The sequence below is a fragment of the Streptomyces sp. NPDC003456 genome (assembly GCF_042878735.1).
Taxonomy (GTDB): Bacteria; Actinomycetota; Actinomycetes; order Streptomycetales; family Streptomycetaceae; genus Streptomyces.
The window spans coordinates 926,406-941,389 of record NZ_JBIAOK010000002.1 but is presented as its reverse complement, the minus strand read 5'-3'; the positions used below and the strand labels follow the sequence as shown (position 1 = coordinate 941,389).

Sequence of the window (14,984 nt, the reverse complement as noted above, 5' to 3'; positions counted from 1 at the left end):
CTCAGACCCAGTCCTGCGTGCCGGGGGCTTGGTCGCCGGCGGAGACCGTGACGGCGAACCGGAGGGCCGCCGCGGCCTGACGGGCCCGGCTCACGGCCTCGTCGGCGTCCGCGCCGCGCGCCCGGACGAAGGCCGCGCGGGACTCGGAACTGTCCAGGTCCCCGAGCGTGTCACCGGCGCCCAGCAGGGCCTCGGCGGCCACCACGCCGGGCCGCGCGGCGACCTCGTCCAGGCCGTCGATGCGGGTGAGCGTGCCGTGTGCCCGCGGCACCGCGAACCAGATCGCCTCCGGACGGCGGTCCACCGACGGGTCCGCCAGGGTCTTCCGGATGTCCGGGAGCACCCGGCGGCCCAGCGTCTGGCGCACCACGCAGTCCACCAGGTCGACACCGGTGACGTCCTGCACCAGATAGGGGATCTCGTCTCCCGCGAGCCGGACATGTGTCTCGATGACGCGCGGCCCGGCCTCCGTCAGCACCACCTCGGTGTGGGTGACGCCGTTCGCGATGTCGAGGGCGTCCAGCAACCGCCGCACGTAGGTGTGCACTGAGTCGGTCTGCTCGGCCGTGAGTCCGGCGGGGACCACGTGGCCGAGTTCCACGAAGCCCACGGGGTCGGAGAACTTCCGCGTCACGGCGAGGATCTCGTGCTCACCGTCCTCGGAGAAGGCCTCCACACTGAACTGAGGCCCCTCGTGGAAGCGCTCCACCAGCACACCCGCGTCCGGGATGAGGTCGAAGTCCCGGGCGGCGCGCGCGAAGGCCTCCTCGGCCTCCTCGGCGGACCGCACGACGGAGACCCCGAAGCTGCCTGCCCCTCGGACGGGCTTGACCACGCACGGGGTGCCGTGCTCGGTCAGGAACGCCCGCAACTCGGCCACGTCGGCGACCCGTCCGCCCGGCGTGTCGTCCACACCCAGCTCGGCGAGCCTGCGCCGCATGGCGTCCTTGTCGTGCACCCAGGCGACGGTCCGCGGGGAGTGGCACGGCAGACCCAGCGCGGCAGCGACCGCCGCGGCCCGGTCCTGGTCCCGCTCACCGAACGTGCCGACGCGGGTGAACGGGTGCCGTGCGTCGACGGCTTGCGCCAGGGCGATCCAGTCCTCGTCGGGGGCGTCGCTGCGCAGCGCCAGGACCCGGTCGTGCTGTCCGGGCTTGCGGATCCTGGGAACGAAATCCATCCTGCACAGGATGGTCGTGGCGGTCCCGGGGCCGCCCACCTCCCGGACGAGGCCGGGGATCTCGCGGCCGCCGCCGACGATGAGAACGTGTTCGGTCATGAGGACACCTCGGTGGGAGAACTGGAAGCGGGGACGGACGCCTCGGCGGACACCGGATCGGCGTGGGCGGCGCGGGGCGCACCGGTGATCCGCAGGACCGCGGCCGCCAGTGCGTAGACGGCGGCGAGCACGGCCCAGCCCGCCGTGCCCAGGGGCAGCAGCACACCGGTCATCAGCGCGGGACCGACGATCTGCTGACCCGTCATGCCGAGGCTGAAGGCTCCCAGGTAGCGGGCGCGGGCCGGGGCCGGTGACATCTCGTAGGACAGGTTCCACACGGCGACGGAGTGGAGGTTCTCGCCCACCGTGAGCAGCACCACGGCGATCACGGCACATGCCGCCGCGAGCCACACCGGCACGTGTTCGGCACCCGCGAAGGCCGCACACGAGACCAGCAGCGGGACCAGGGCCAGCGGAACGAGCCGCAGCGCGCCCGCCGTGGTCTCCGCGAAGCGGGCCACGTACACCTGGAGCAGCACGGTGAGCACCGTGTTGACGGCCAGCAGGACGGAGACCGCCGAGGACGGCGCGGTGGTGGCGGTGGTCAGCCACAGCGGCAGCAGGACGAACAGCACCGAGTCGTGCAGCGACAGCACGCCGTTGGAGACGGTGAAGAGCACGAACCGCAGGTCCTTGAAGGGCGTCCGTACGCTCGCGGGGTCCGGCCGGTCGCTGTCCGGTCCGGGGGACTCGGCCGCCGCGGCGACGGTGCGCGCGACGGGCGCGGGGTCGGGTGTGCGGCGGCGCAACTGCTCCACCACGGCGGCGATCACCCAGAAGGTCAGGGCGTTGCCGAGGAAGAGGGCCACGAAGGCCGCCCGCTCCTCGATCGCGAGGACGGCACCCGCCAGCAGGAAGCCCGCCGTCAGGCCGATGTTGCGCACGGAGCGGATGGACGCCATCGTCCGGGTCTGGTTCTCGCTGCCCTCGATGAGGCCCACGACGACCTGCTGCAACGGTGAGCAGCCCCGGTCCAGCGCGGTGAGCACGCAGGTCAGCACCGCGTACGGCCAGAAGCTCTCCACCAGGGCGAAACCGGCGTATCCGAGTCCGCGCAGGGCCAGCAGCGCCACGTACACCCGCGTCGGCCCGATCCGGTCGGCCAGCCGGCCCAGCGGCATCGGGCTGAGGAGCCCGGCCACGGCGGCCACCGACAGCACCAGGCCGACCCGGGCGGCGGGCAGGCCCACCACCGTGACGAAGTACAGGGTGGACGCGGCCAGGAACATGCCCGAGCCCACCGAGTCGACGGCGGCTCCCGCCGCCAGTCGGCGCCCGGCCGGTGTCCTGGGCAGAATCGACAGCAGCAGGCGGGCGGCTCTTCCGGTCGCGCGCTTGTCAGGGTCCCCGGTCATGGGCACCTCTCCCCCTTCATGTGCCGCTCCGCGTCGCGGTTCCGGCGATCCAGTCCACGAGTTCCGCGGTACGCCGCAGGTGCAGGGCGGTCGCCGCCTCCGGCGGCGGCTGGCGCAGGTGGTTCCACGTGTGCCGGCGCGCTGCGTTCACGCGGAGTTCTGTTTGAGCGGCCGGCAGTTCGCGAGCGGACGACAGCAGGGCGACGGCGAGTGTCAGCCTGCCGATGCGGTCCACCAGGACCCAGCCGCCCGCCGACGAGTGTGCCGGGTCGGCGTCGACCCACTCCCCGCGGGTCGCGTCCAGGCCCGACAGGGCCGTGTCGGCCATGTCCCAGGCGGCTGCCGCCCGGCCGGTCGGGCGGCTGCCCAGTGCCGCACGCAGCCCCGCGCACACCGCGTCGTACAGCGGGCCGGAGGCCAGTGCGGTGACGAGGGCCGCCGCCCGGGTGTGTGCCCTGACGGCGGCGGGCACGGAGCCGCCGGTCACCTGGCCCGCGGTGGTCGCTGCGCCGTCGGCCGCCCCGTCCGTGCCGCTGGCGGGCGGGGCGGTCCCCGTCATGGCCGAGACGCGCAGGGTGTCGGCCTCGACGGCCCACAGCGCGCATCCGCGCAGCACGGCCGCGGCGGCATCGTCGCCCGGTTCTGCGGCGGGAGCAAGGGCCGTCTCCCGTGCGGCCCAGGCCCGGGCCGCCGCCAGGTCGACCAGCCGGTCGCACAGTTCCTCGTCCAGAGCGGCCCGCCCGGCGGGTTCCGACGCACCGGCGGCGCGGGCCGCGGCGTGGGCGGCCGGTGCGACCAGGACTGCGCGCAGCCCGGCCGCGGCGGCCTCCAGACGTGCGACCGCCGCGCGCACCGCGTGCTCCCCCGGGTTCCTGTGCGCCGGTGCGGCGGCGTCGCGGAGGCCCGCCGGACCGATCGCCGGTTCGGTGGGGGTCACACCCGCTCCAGCCAGCGCGCATACGGCTCGTGCCGGCCGGCGACGACGTCCTTGAACAGTTCGCGCAGCTGCTTGGTGACGGGCCCGACGCCCCTGACGCCCATCGGACGCTCGTCGACCGAGGCCACCGGCACGATCTCGGCGGCGGTGCCGGTCAGGAACCCCTCGTCCGCGAGGTAGACCTCACTGCGCGGGATGCTGCGCTCCGTCACGTCGAGTCCCAGGTCGCGCGCCAGGGTGATGACGCTGTCGCGCGTGATGCCGGGCAGGATGCCGTCGCTGACCGGAGGCGTGATCAGGGCGCCGTCGCGCACGAGGAACAGGTTGGCGGCGGAGGCCTCGGCGATGTGCCCGGTCGCCGTCAGCATCAGCGCGTCGTCGTAACCGGCGCGCTTCGCCCCGACCTTGGCGAGTGCGCTGTTGACGTAGGCGCCCGTGGCCTTGGCCAGCGGCGGCACGGTCTGGTGCGAGTTGCGCTGCCAGTTGCTGACGATGAGGCGGCAGCCCTCCGTCTCGGCCTTGTCCCCGAGGTAGGAGCCCCACGGCCACACCGCGATCGACATCCGCACCGCGTCCAGCTGAGGTGCGACGCCCATCTCGCCGTAGCCGAGGTAGGCCAGGGGGCGGATGTAGCAGGAGTCGTGGCCGCTGTTCCTGACGAGATCGAGTACGGCGGTGGCCAACTCCTCGTCGGTCCAGCGCAGTTCCATCATGTAGACGCGGGCCGAGTCGCGCAGCCGGGCCAGGTGCTCACGCAGCCGGAACACGGCCGGGCCGGTGTCGGTGGCGTAGGCGCGGATGCCCTCGTAGACGCCCCATCCGTAGTGCAGGCTCGGCGTCAGCACGTGCACCTTCGCGTCGTCCCAGGGGACCAGCTCGCCATCCATCCAGATGTGCGGGGTCGGGGTCAGTGGCATGTGCTCAGTCTCCTTGTGAGGTCGTGCTGTCGTACCCGAGGCTGCGCAGCCGGTCGGTCTCGCTCGTGCCCTGAAGCCGCAGGACCTCCTCGAGCTCCGGGGCGCCGGCGCCGGTGAAGCGGAACCAGCCGTGACGTGCCTCGAGGTCGCAGCCGCGCACCTTCTTGGCGTGGTAGGCGGCGAGGCCGTACCAGATCTCGCGTACGCCGTGGGCCAGCGCCCAGCGGTAGGTCTCGTGGTAGGTCAGGGCGAAGTAGACGCCCTTGGCGTCCTCGTGGAAGCCGGCTGTCCGGCCGTACAGGGCACGGCCCGCCCGCAGGTAGAGGACGAAGCCGACGGTTTCCCCGTCGCGTTCGGCGCTGATCACCGTGCAGCTGTCACCGACGGTCTCGCGGAGGGCGTCGAAGTCCCGCTGGACGCGGGCACGCCCGCCCGGCAGCCCGTACTTGGCCCGCAGCTTGACCTGCAGGTCCACGATCGGGTCGGACAGCGACCCGGGACCCTCGCGGACGACGGTGGTGAAGCCGGCATCCGTGTACCCGCGCAGTTCGTTCAGGACACGGCTGCGCTTGCGGCTCGTCAGCCCGGCCAGGTACGTCTCCCAGTCCGGCGCGTCGAGCCGCATGACGGACTCCGCGCCCAGGACCGCCGGGATGTGGCCGCGTGCCTCGGCTGCCGGGCCGAGGACGGCGGCCTGCTCGTCGGTGGCGTACAGCAGGGAGCTGCTGCGGCAGCCGAGCTGGTCGGCGGCCTCTTCCAGCAGGCGGGGCACCTCCGTGAGGACCCGTGCCCGTCCGGCCTCGTCACGCCCTGCGGCGTGGACGATGCCGTGGTGCGAGCCGAAGACGGAGAGCGCGACGGACGGGTACTGACCGCGACGTGCGTCGGCCAGCCGTCCGGTCAGGTCGTCCCAGCGCCCGCGTTGCCCGGCGTCCAGCAGCTCCGGGGCGCCGAAGGCACCCGTGTCGCCGGTCATCTTCGGCGTGTCGTAGAAGAGCAGTCCCCCGCCGTCCCGGGTGATGAGCAGGGGTGCGAGGGCGACGAGGTCGCCGTCCTCGCGCACGGCGAGGTAGCGCACCTCGTGCAGGTCGGTGCGCTCGGTGAAGCGCCACCAGCGGTCGTCCTCCCAGATCACCGCCGGCGCGGCCAGGGCCGGGAAGGCGGCGGCCGTCGGGCGGGCCTCGGCGTCGAGGATCTCGGCGGTCAGATCGCTCACCGGGCTGCCTCCTGAGCTCGTGCGGGCCGGCCGGACGGCTCCCAGCCGAAGCCCGCCTCCGTGTGGGCGCTGGTCTTGTCGACCAGCGCCAGCAGTTCGTCGGCGTCGTCCGCCGTCACCAGCCAGGTCGCGATGAAGTCGCCGGACTTGCGGCCCGCGTACCGGGCGCCGCCCCAGTCCTCGCCGAGGTGCGCGAGGACGGAGAAGTCGCGGGCACCGTCGGGTGCTCGGGCGGGCAGCCGGACGATCCGCCCGTCGCGTGGCGGCAGACCGAAGTTGGCCACCAGGGGCGCGGCCGCGGCGTGCGCGCGCACCGCGTCCAGGTCCACGGGGAGCCCGCACTCGATCCTGGCCCACAGGTGCCTGGGGTCCGAGCCGAGCACGGCGTGCAGCATGGCGGGGATGGGTGTGCCGCCCACGCGGCCGGCGATCTCGCACAGGACCGTGTCGCCGGTGTCCGTCACGAAGAACTCGGCGTGCACGAACAGGGCGGGCGCCGCGGGCAGCGCCTCCACCAGCCGCCAGGTCTCCGTCACCAGTCGCTCGTGCAGCGGATCGGAGGCGGGCAGCGTCCAGCTGCCGTTGCCGGAGTCCGTCCAGTGCGACAGGCAGCCGCCATCGGTGTAGACGGACGGTACGCACACCACGGGCTCCCCGTGGACGTGCAGGGCGTCCACATGGCACATGCGGCCGCTGACGTACGCCTCGACCTCGTGGCCGCCGCCGGCCACCCGGTCGGCCACCTGCGTGATCTCCGAGGGGTCGTGCAGTACCGCGACACCGGTCGAACCGGACCCGTCGCGGGGCTTGACCACGACCGGGCCCGGGTGTGCCGCCATGAAGGCCGCCACGTCCGCCGCGGACGCCACCGCCGCGAAGGGCGGCACCGTCACTCCGCCGGCCGCCGCCAGCTCCTTCATCAGCACCTTGTCGCGGTACGCGCGGGCGCTCGCGGGCCGTTGGCCCGGCAGGCCCAGTTCGTCGCGCAGCTGTGCCGCGCGCTCGACGTCGACCTCGGCCAGGGCCAGCACACGGGTCACGGTGTGGCGGCCCGCCAGTCGCCGGGCCGACGCCAGGACCGACGCGTCGTCGGTGTAGTCGCCGACCCGCTCCACGTCGGCGAAGCCGGGCCCGGCCGTCACCTCCCGGGAGGTGACGGCCAGCAGCCGCCCCGCCTCCTCGGGCAGCCACTCGGCGAAGGGCAGGCCCGCGTTGCGGGGGCTGAGCAGGACGAGGATCACGGCGCCACCCCCGGCCGGCCCGTGCCCTGTTCGGCCGCGAGTGCGGCGAAGGCCCGCGCGGTGTGCGGGTCGAGCGGGATGCCCTTCTCGCTGCGTTCGGCGGCGATGCGCCGCTGCGGGTCACCGGGCACCTGCACGGCTTGCGCGGCGTCGGCCCCGGACGGGGCGCCGCGCGTGGTGTCCAGCAGGTTCTTGAGTCCCGAGGCGAACGGTGCGCTGCCGGCGAAGGCCGCCGGGTCCAGGCACACCACGAGGTGTCCGATGCCGCGGCTGCGGCCGGGGGTGGAGGATCCGATGTGCTCCAGTTCCCAGTCGGCCGGGGAGCCGGTCAGCACCGCACCCAGCAGGGTCGCCACCATCGCCAGGCCCTGCCCCTTGTAGCCGCCCAGGGGGGAGAGTGCGTACGCCTGGGCCGGGTCGGTGGCGGGCCTGCCCTCGGTGTCGGTGGCCCAGCCGGCGTCGAGTGGCTCGGCGTGCTTGCGGCGCTCCTTGATCTCGCCGAAGCAGACCTGGCTCGTGGCCATGTCGAGGGCGAACTCGTCGTCCTCGACGGCCGCGGCGAAACTGAGCGGATTGGTGCCGAACAGCGGCTCGGTCCCGGAGAACGGAGCGACCCGGGAGGCCGCGGAGGTGGTGACGATACCGACCAGTCCCGCACGGGCGAGGCGGCGGCTGTAGACGGAGGCCGCTCCGAAGTGGTTGGAGTTGCGGACCCCGACGGCGGCCACACCGTGCGTGCGGGCCCGCTCGGCGGCGATCCGGGCGGCCGCCAGGCCGGCCACCACCCCCAGCGCGCCACCCGCGTCGAGCATGACGGCCGCCCCGGTGTCCCGGACGGTGCGGATGTCCGGGCGGGCGGTCGCGATGCCGGCCGCCAGCTCGTCCAGGTACTGCGGCAGCAGTCGCAGGCCGTGGGTGTCGATGCCGCGCAGCGAGGTGTCGGTGAGGGCCCGCGCCACGTCACGGGCGTCGTCGGGGGTGAGTCCTGCTCGGGTCAGGGCCGTCTCGGCGAGGGCTTCGGCGGTGGCCGCCGGGAGGATCGGAGGGGGTCCGGCGGCGACGGCGCCGCCCGGGACTTCGGTGTCCTGCACTTCGGTCATGCGGATCGGTCCGCCTTCCAGACCAAGAGGGACGAGGGGGTGCCGTCGTCCGCGCGGGTGTCGTCGTCGGGGATGTCGCCGCGAGCGCTCCCGCCGGGGACCTCGTCGAGGAGACGGAAGCCGGCAGCGCGGCAGGCCTGACGGACCCCGGTGTGCCCGGTGCGCAGCCAGACCGTGTCCGCGCCGTCGGCGACCGCGCGCGTGATCGCGCCGCGCATCAGTGCCCTCAGTTCCTCCGGGCCGGCCGCCTCGGCGGCGGGCCCGTCGGGGCCGACGAGCTGCCGGAAGGCGTCCGAGGGCACCCGGCCGGGCAGCGGCCTGCGCCGGATCAGCACCGTGGCGAGCTCGGTGCCGTCGCGGAAGACGGACAGTGCCGTGCCGTACCCGCGGGCTTCATCGGCCGTGGCCGGGCGCACGGTGAACGCGGGTCCCCGGAAGAGGGGCCGGAAGCCCGTACCAGGTGTATCGGGGAGCGTGATGCCGCCCTTGTCGTCGAGGACGACGCCGGCGCCCGTGTCCACGGCGAGGAGCGCGATGCTGTCCGCGTCCAAGTGGTCCACGAAGCAGCCCAGTTGGGCCGTGGCCGATACGCCGGCACTGGACTCGGGCATGCAGCCGAGCATCGTGCCCAGCCCGGCCGCCCGCGCGGCGCGCAGCATGCGCAGGGCGGGCGTGATGCCACCGGCCTTCATGAGTTTGAGGTTGACGCCGTGGAACGCTTCGGCGCAGGCGTCGAGGTCCTGCGGTCCCGTGATGCTCTCGTCCGCGTACACGGGGATCGGCGAGGTGTCCTTGAGTGCTCTGGCCTCCGTCCACATGGCGCGGGGGAAGGGCTGTTCGAGCAACGTCACGCCGAGGTCCGCCATCGCGCCCAGGGCACTGCGCGTCGCGGCGGGTTCCCAGCCGCAGTTGCCGTCGACGAAGAAGGGCGCGTCGGTGTGCTCGCGCAGCGCCTCCAGGATGTGGAGGTCGCCGGGACGGGCCAGCTTGACCTTGTAGACAGGCCAGTCCGGCCGCTCCTTCAGCTTGCGCACCATCACCGCGGGCTCGTCCAGGCCGATGCTGAAACTGGAACGCAGGGCGGCCGGCTCCGCCGCTCCCAGTCTCTGCCACAGCGGCACGGCTGCCAGCCGGGCCGCCAGATCGTGTGCAGCCACGTCCAGCGCGGCCAGCGCGAACGGCGAGCCGGCCAGCACCGGCGCCAGAACCGAGTAGGTGCCCTCCGGGTCGTCGGCCGGCAGTTCCCGCAGCAGGGGCGCGGCACGGCGCAGCGCCGCGTGCAGGGCGTCGAGCGAGGAGTCGTAGCGGTCGGTCATGAAGGCCGAGGCCTCTCCGAATCCGGACCGTCCGCCTGCCGTCAACTCGACGAGCACGCCGGGCTGCACGGGGATCGCCTCGCGGGCGCTGCGCCACACGTCGTGGTCCGTGAGGCGGATGTCGTGCACCTGGAGCCTCATCCCGGCTCACCTTCACAGGCGGGCAGGGTGGTGCCGAAGGACACCGGCTTCAGCTCGTCGTACCACTGCGCGTGCTCGTCGTACGCCGCGAAGAACGGCCGTCCCACCCAGTCGGGACGGCGGGCCTGCAGGAAGCTGAGGACGAACGCCCTCTCCCCGGCCACTTCCGTCGTGCCGTGCAGCATCACCTTGCCCGGCGCGGCGGACATCACGGGTCCCCGCGCGGTCCGCGCCAGCCCGGAGACCCGCTGCACGGCCTCGCGGTAGATGTCGAGGGCACGGGCGAGCGGAATGCCGAAGTAGCTGCTCGCCCCGGTGTCCCGCTCCACGAACATGTAGTAGGGGACGACGCCCAGTTCGACCTGCAGTTGCCACATCCGCGACCAGGCGCCGGGGTCGTCGTTGACGTGGGCGACGAGCGGGGCCTGGGCCCGCACCTCGGCACCGGTGGCGCGAATGCGGGCGATCGCCTCGCGCACCTGGTCCGTCTCCAGCTCCCGCGGGTGGGAGAAGTGCGCCATGACGGCGACGTGCCGGCCGCGCGCCACGCACTCCTCGAACAGCCGCAGCAGGTCGTCGGCGTCCGGGCCCTCGGTGAACCGGGCCGGCCAGTACGACAGGGCTTTGGTGCCGAACCGGAGGGTGCGCACGGTGGGGACGGCCGCCAGCAACGGCTCGACCCAGCGGCGCACCACCGCGGTGCGCATGATCATGGGGTCGCCGCCGGTGAACAGCACGTCGGTGACCTCGGGGTGCCGGGCCAGGTAGCCCGTCAGGTCCGCCGGATCGCGCAGGGCCTGGCGCAGTTCCTCCTGGCTGACGAACTGGGCCCAGCGGAAGCAGTAGCCGCAGTAGGAGTGGCAGGTCTGTCCCTGGGAGGGGAAGACCAGCACGGTCTCGGCGTACTTGTGCTGGAGGCCGTCGAGCCTGCGTCCGTCGAGGGTCGGCACGTTCGATTCGAGCTGGCCGCCCGGGTGGGGATTGAGCTGGAGCTGCGCGGCGGCGGCTGCCGCGCGCAGCTCGGTGCGCGGCGCCCCGGCGTCGGACAGTGCCGCCATCCGGTCGAAGACCTCCGCGGGCAGCATGTCCCGGTGCGGGAAGGTGAGCCGGAAGATCGGATCGTCGGGCGCCGCCGACCAGTCGATCAGCTCGTCGGCCACGTACTCGTTGACCTTGAACGGCAGGACGCTCGAGACCACGCGCAGATCGCGGACGTACTCGTCCGGCATGCCGCGGTCGCGGGCGAGTCGAGCGAGGCGTTCGTTCGCATAGTGCTTCACGGTTCGTCTCGATTCCGCTCAGCGCGCCACGTGGGACTTGGACCAGTCGAACTCGACGAGTTCCTGGACGCCCATCCGCTCGATCAGGGTGTGCAGACCCGTGTAGTCGCGGACCAGCCGGCTGCGGCTCTTCTCGGCCCGGCAGTCGTGCAGCATCTCGTGACCGCCCTCGACTCCGACGAGGTCCATGATGCGGTGCCAGGTGGTGTAGTCGGTGGCCACGAAGGCCTCCAGCCCTTCGAACAGCATGTCGCGGAAGAAGCGCTGCTTCTTCTCGTCGAGCCGGTCGTGGACGACCTCGGCGAGCACGGCGGAGATCGAGGCGTGGCAGTACTCGTCGCGGTTGTGCAGCTTGGCGGTGCTGCTGTTGATCGGCTGGATGTCCGGGTCGTCGGCGAGCAGGTCCAGGTACGCGTTGATGGAGATCTCCGACACCGTCGCGAAGGCGAGGGTCGTCAGCGACTGCTGCCAGCGCTCGTCCGCGCTGTCGCGCAGGCGCTGGTGCTCGCGCGCCGTGTGGGAGATCGGCAGGTCGTGATCGGGCATCGCCCAGCCGCGTTTGCGCCGGGTGACCGCGCTGGCGTTGAGGTGCATCAGCGTGTGGTACTGCTCGTCGACCATCGCCTGAGCCAGCGAGATGTTGAGTGCCTCGTCCTGCAGTTCGGGATACTCGCCTTCCATGACCAGGGCGAAGGCCGGGTTGGCCACCTTCTGCTCGGCCATGATGGTGTGCCGGTTGTAGGCGATCCAGGCCCAGCTGAGCAACTGGGTCCGCTTCTCGGGATCGAGCGCCCGGTAGGTGGGGTGGTCGTGGAACGGGAGGATCCGCTCGGGGTAGTCGGGGCGGTCGAGCTCGAACAGGTCGTCGAGGTTCGGCTCGTCGCGCTTGACGGTGGCGCGCCGGTGCCAGTTGCCGACCAGGCGGCGGATGACGGCGCTCTCGATCTGGTCGTCGGGGTCGTGGCGGGGCACGCCCTCGGGCAGTCCACGGAGTTCTTCCGGCAGCCCGGTGGGGAATTGCTCGTCCTGAACCGGCGCGTTCCGGTCGTCAGTCATGCGGGGGCCTCACGTGATCGGTTTCTGCCACCGGTGCAGGTGCCACCGGTGACGGGTGACTGGTGACGGGCGCGCGTGTCAGCGCCGAGCGGTGATCCAGTAGCGGGTGAGGTGGCGCCGCTTGTCGGTGTAGGCCGAACGGGCGTGCACCATGCGCTGGTTGTCCCACACCAGGACGTGGTCCTCGGGGATGAGCACGGACACCCGGTGCTCCCGGAAGAAGGCCTCGGCCTGCTCCGCGAGGTGGATGCCGAAGCTGCCGAGCGGCAGCTCCTCCGGGTCGACCGACGCGTCGACCGGCGGGTCGTACTGGCCGGTGGTCAGCAGGTTGTAGCTGAAGCGGAGGATCTCCCGGCCGCTGTCGGTGACGTCGACGACGGGGCGGCGGACGCCCTCGGTGCCCACTCCCCCGGTGTTGTGGCCGACCCACTCGACGCTCTGCCCGTAGAGGGCGGCCCGGTCTCGCTCGGGCAGCGACGCCACGAACGCCCGCATGTCGGCGAGTTCGGTGTGACCGCTGCCGCAAGTGGCCTGGACCCGGCAGTGCAGCGCCAGGTAGGTGGGCGGCGGGTTCCAGCCCGGCGCTTCCGTGTGCACCAGGATCGTGTTGACACTCTTCGAGTAGCGGCGCTCCTCGAACCCGGGAGCGGCCTTCACCTGGTAGCGCAGCGAGCCGTCGTACTGCGGAACCAGATCGCCGAAGGTGCCGACGGCAGCGGCGGCCTCCTCGTCCGTACGGATTCCCCCGAGCAGCGTGTAGCCCTGCTCTGCAAGTTCCCGGGTGTGCACATCAAGGGCCATGGACATGTAGGACTCCCCCATCCTTGATCGGAACGGGTCGGCCGGCCGGCCGGCGTGGACCGGTCGGCGGGCCAACCCCGAGTGATCATCCGTGAGCACTCGGTTGAGTCGCAACGGGTCACATTGTGAGATGGATCACGGAACCAAATGCCGTCTACACGCTTCTCGCATATAAGCAATCTCGCAGGTGAATGGGCATCAAACAGTGGCCTTTCGACGCCACTTGGCGTGACCGCGCAGAAAGGAGGGCGGGCGGTGAGCAGGCACCGCATGACGTAAATCGCCCTCCGTCCCCCCTCAGGAGATGACATCCCGGACAGGGTGGCCGCGCCCGTCGACGGCACCCTCGGCCACCGCCGGCGAGACGCTCGACGACCCGGCTCCACCTCGAGCAGCACATGAACTATTGCAAAGGTGTGTGCCCCGGTCGCCGACCGGCGCCGACGCTTCGGCAGTGCCGCAGGCGGACCTCGGCCACCGCGGTGTCCCGACTCCGGGCCGGATTCCCGCCGTCTTCGAGGACGGAGGCGTCTGCGCCGAGGGCCTCGGCTCCGCCGATTCGCGCGCCGCTGCTGAGCTGCACGTGCGACGGCGCCGCGGCCCCGGAGCGCCGCCGGGCCGCGGCGGCGCACCCGCACACGTCTCACGGAGGGCTGATTACCGTCACCGATCGGCAACAGATGACGCCAGAGCCGAAGCAGCCGCACGGGTGGCTGAATATGATCGCCCGACCGAGGCGGACACGCAGGAGTCGCCGCCACGACGACGGGGGACACATCGTGATGATCACACGCCGCTCCAGACCGAGGATGATCCGGACGCTCGCGCTGGCCGCCTGCCTGGCCGGCACCGCGGCGCTCACCGGCTGCTCCCCCGACGCACCCGGCGCGGACGGCAAGGAGGCGTCGTCCACCGTCACCTCCTCGCCGGCGCAGAGCAAGAAGGCCACCGCCGCGGCCTCCTCCCCGCAGGCGCTGCCCGCGGGGAAGGCCTCGCCGTCGGCAGGGGGCAAGGTGTCCCCTCCCCCGGCGGGCACCCCCGCGGCCTCCTCCCCCGGCTCGACGGCCTCCGCGGGCGCCGGGGGTGCGGACGACGGCTGCGACCACAAGATGCCGATCTCGCCGGACGAGATCGCGGTGTACCGCTACACGCCCGAGGGCGGTTCCCTGAGTCTGATCTTCCGCCACGGCAACTGGGGGTGCGGCACCCCCGACTCCGACGGCGCACCCTTCGAGACGGTCGGCAAGGAGACATACCTGCCCCTGAACGACGCCGCGTACGTGACCGTCACCGATCCCATCGTGGCGAGCACCGAGAACCAGCCCATCAGCGTGCAGAAGTTCATCGACTGGCTGGAGGCCCACCCCGACAGCGGTCTCGTCTTCCGCTACCACCTCGGCTCCGACGGAGCCATCGACCGGCTGGAGCAGGTCTTCACGCCCTGAGCCGGGCGGTCCCGCCGCGGACCTCGCGCCGGCGGCCACCCGCTGCCCGCACCGGCCGGTGCCGGCGGCGGGCGGCCGCTCGGTCAGTCCCGTTCCGTCGTGGAGACCACCACCACCTTGGTGACCTTGCCGTCGTCGCCGACCACGTCGCGCACGTGCCGGAAGCCCAGGCGGCGGCACATCTCCAGGCTCGCCGTGTTGTCGGCGCCGACCATGCCCCAGGCCTCCTTCAGGCCGAGGTTGTCCGCAGCGTGGCGCAGCAGGCCGCGGACCACCTCCGTGCCCAGGCCCCGGCCCCAGTACGGCGGGGCCAGCGCGGCGACCAGTTCGTGTCCGTCGACGTTGCCGGTCTTCTTGACCTCCGCGTGCCCGACGAACTGCTGCTCCTGCCAGAGCCCCCACACGTCGAACATCCGCTTCGGATAGACGTCGGTGAGGATCGCCCGGAACAGCGTGCGGATGTCCGCCTCGGGCACGCGGTCCTGGCCCATCCAGCGGCAGACCTCCTCGTCGCGCAGGAGCTCCACGAAGTGGTCCTCGTCCTCGGGTCGGTAGGGGCGGAAGGTGAGTCGTTCGGTGTGCAGGACCGGTGTCATGCGGGCTCCTTCGGGGTGTGCGGGCAGGCGGGCGGGGCCGGGCCGGGGAGCCTCCTGACGAGGCGCCCCGGGCCCGGTCCGGCACGGTTCCGCGGGTGTGTCAGGCTTCGGCGTTCTCCATGCGCTCACGCAGGCTGCGCGGGCGCATGTCGGTCCAGACCTCGTCGACGTAGGCGGTGCACTCGGCCTCGGTGCCCTCCTTGCCGACGGGCTGCCAGCCGGCGGGCACCTCGACGTCGGCGGGCCACAGCGAGTACTGGTCCTCGTCGTTGCGCAGCACCTGGTAGCGGGTGTTCTCGTCCAT

General features: G+C 72.6%; 14 protein-coding genes. 1 reads left to right on the top strand and 13 read right to left on the bottom strand.

Going from position 1 to position 14,984, the window contains the following annotated elements:
* Position 1: 1 nt before the first annotated feature.
* From ACFYWG_RS09750 to ACFYWG_RS09700, 11 genes are all read right to left on the bottom strand, one after another.
* A complete protein-coding gene (locus ACFYWG_RS09750; protein ID WP_389200391.1) occupies positions 2-1,279 on the bottom strand; it encodes an ATP-grasp domain-containing protein in 1,278 nt (425 codons plus the stop codon).
* Positions 1,276-2,634 (bottom strand): MFS transporter, encoded by a 1,359-nt coding sequence (locus tag ACFYWG_RS09745; RefSeq protein ID WP_389200389.1) that lies wholly within the window; start codon positions 2,632-2,634, stop codon positions 1,276-1,278. The genes ACFYWG_RS09750 and ACFYWG_RS09745 overlap by 4 nt, the downstream gene beginning before the upstream one ends.
* Positions 2,635-2,650: 16 nt before the next feature.
* Complete coding sequence (locus ACFYWG_RS09740) at positions 2,651-3,571, bottom strand: hypothetical protein (RefSeq protein ID WP_389200388.1); 921 nt, start codon at positions 3,569-3,571, stop codon at positions 2,651-2,653.
* Complete coding sequence (locus tag ACFYWG_RS09735; protein ID WP_389200386.1) at positions 3,568-4,488, bottom strand: branched-chain amino acid transaminase; 921 nt, start codon at positions 4,486-4,488, stop codon at positions 3,568-3,570. The genes ACFYWG_RS09740 and ACFYWG_RS09735 overlap by 4 nt, the downstream gene beginning before the upstream one ends.
* 4 nt (positions 4,489-4,492) lie before the next feature.
* Positions 4,493-5,704 carry a GNAT family N-acetyltransferase gene (locus tag ACFYWG_RS09730; protein ID WP_389200384.1) on the bottom strand — a complete coding sequence of 404 codons (1,212 nt, stop codon included), beginning with the start codon at positions 5,702-5,704 and terminating at the stop codon, positions 4,493-4,495.
* Complete coding sequence (locus ACFYWG_RS09725; RefSeq protein WP_389200382.1) at positions 5,701-6,945, bottom strand: acetyl-CoA carboxylase biotin carboxylase subunit family protein; 1,245 nt, start codon at positions 6,943-6,945, stop codon at positions 5,701-5,703. The genes ACFYWG_RS09730 and ACFYWG_RS09725 overlap by 4 nt, the downstream gene beginning before the upstream one ends.
* Positions 6,942-8,045, bottom strand: a complete 1,104-nt coding sequence (locus ACFYWG_RS09720; protein WP_383500688.1) for an Ldh family oxidoreductase — start codon at positions 8,043-8,045, stop codon at positions 6,942-6,944. The genes ACFYWG_RS09725 and ACFYWG_RS09720 overlap by 4 nt, the downstream gene beginning before the upstream one ends.
* A complete protein-coding gene (locus ACFYWG_RS09715; RefSeq protein WP_389200380.1) occupies positions 8,042-9,502 on the bottom strand; it encodes a dipeptide epimerase in 1,461 nt (486 codons plus the stop codon). Before ACFYWG_RS09715 ends, ACFYWG_RS09720 begins: the two co-directional genes overlap by 4 nt.
* Positions 9,499-10,782: a KamA family radical SAM protein gene (locus ACFYWG_RS09710; RefSeq protein WP_383500682.1), complete on the bottom strand. Its 1,284-nt coding sequence runs from the start codon at positions 10,780-10,782 to the stop codon at positions 9,499-9,501. Before ACFYWG_RS09710 ends, ACFYWG_RS09715 begins: the two co-directional genes overlap by 4 nt.
* A gap of 18 nt (positions 10,783-10,800) precedes the next feature.
* A complete protein-coding gene (locus tag ACFYWG_RS09705) occupies positions 10,801-11,838 on the bottom strand; it encodes a diiron oxygenase (protein WP_385421250.1) in 1,038 nt (345 codons plus the stop codon).
* Between the two features lie 78 nt (positions 11,839-11,916).
* Positions 11,917-12,645 carry a TauD/TfdA family dioxygenase gene (locus ACFYWG_RS09700; protein WP_389200377.1) on the bottom strand — a complete coding sequence of 243 codons (729 nt, stop codon included), beginning with the start codon at positions 12,643-12,645 and terminating at the stop codon, positions 11,917-11,919.
* 803 nt (positions 12,646-13,448) lie between these two features.
* Between ACFYWG_RS09700 and ACFYWG_RS09695 the strand changes: the two genes are divergently transcribed.
* A complete protein-coding gene (locus tag ACFYWG_RS09695) occupies positions 13,449-14,084 on the top strand; it encodes a hypothetical protein (RefSeq protein ID WP_385421254.1) in 636 nt (211 codons plus the stop codon).
* An 83-nt stretch (positions 14,085-14,167) separates the two neighbouring features.
* Here the strand turns inward: ACFYWG_RS09695 and ACFYWG_RS09690 are convergent, their stop codons facing one another.
* Both ACFYWG_RS09690 and ACFYWG_RS09685 read right to left on the bottom strand, forming a co-directional pair.
* Entirely contained in the window at positions 14,168-14,680 is a 513-nt protein-coding gene (locus tag ACFYWG_RS09690) for a GNAT family N-acetyltransferase (RefSeq protein ID WP_376334969.1), read from the bottom strand.
* A gap of 100 nt (positions 14,681-14,780) precedes the next feature.
* The gene (locus ACFYWG_RS09685; protein ID WP_376334971.1) at positions 14,781-14,984 is read right to left on the bottom strand and encodes an MbtH family protein; all 204 of its coding nucleotides are present in this window, start codon (positions 14,982-14,984) and stop codon (positions 14,781-14,783) included.

Bases quoted from the DNA above. Each gene is read 5' to 3' on its own strand.
- ACFYWG_RS09750 (WP_389200391.1), bottom strand. From the start codon at position 1,279: ATGACCGAACACGTTCTCATCGTCGGCGGCGGCCGCGAGATCCCCGGC.
- ACFYWG_RS09745 (WP_389200389.1), bottom strand. From the start codon at position 2,634: ATGACCGGGGACCCTGACAAGCGCGCGACCGGAAGAGCCGCCCGCCTG.
- ACFYWG_RS09735 (WP_389200386.1), bottom strand. From the start codon at position 4,488: ATGCCACTGACCCCGACCCCGCACATCTGGATGGATGGCGAGCTGGTC.
- ACFYWG_RS09720 (WP_383500688.1), bottom strand. From the start codon at position 8,045: ATGACCGAAGTGCAGGACACCGAAGTCCCGGGCGGCGCCGTCGCCGCC.
- ACFYWG_RS09715 (WP_389200380.1), bottom strand. From the start codon at position 9,502: ATGAGGCTCCAGGTGCACGACATCCGCCTCACGGACCACGACGTGTGG.
- ACFYWG_RS09705 (WP_385421250.1), bottom strand. From the start codon at position 11,838: ATGACTGACGACCGGAACGCGCCGGTTCAGGACGAGCAATTCCCCACC.
- ACFYWG_RS09700 (WP_389200377.1), bottom strand. From the start codon at position 12,645: ATGTCCATGGCCCTTGATGTGCACACCCGGGAACTTGCAGAGCAGGGC.
- ACFYWG_RS09695 (WP_385421254.1), top strand. From the start codon at position 13,449: ATGATCCGGACGCTCGCGCTGGCCGCCTGCCTGGCCGGCACCGCGGCG.
- ACFYWG_RS09690 (WP_376334969.1), bottom strand. From the start codon at position 14,680: ATGACACCGGTCCTGCACACCGAACGACTCACCTTCCGCCCCTACCGA.
- ACFYWG_RS09685 (WP_376334971.1), bottom strand. From the start codon at position 14,984: ATGGACGAGAACACCCGCTACCAGGTGCTGCGCAACGACGAGGACCAG.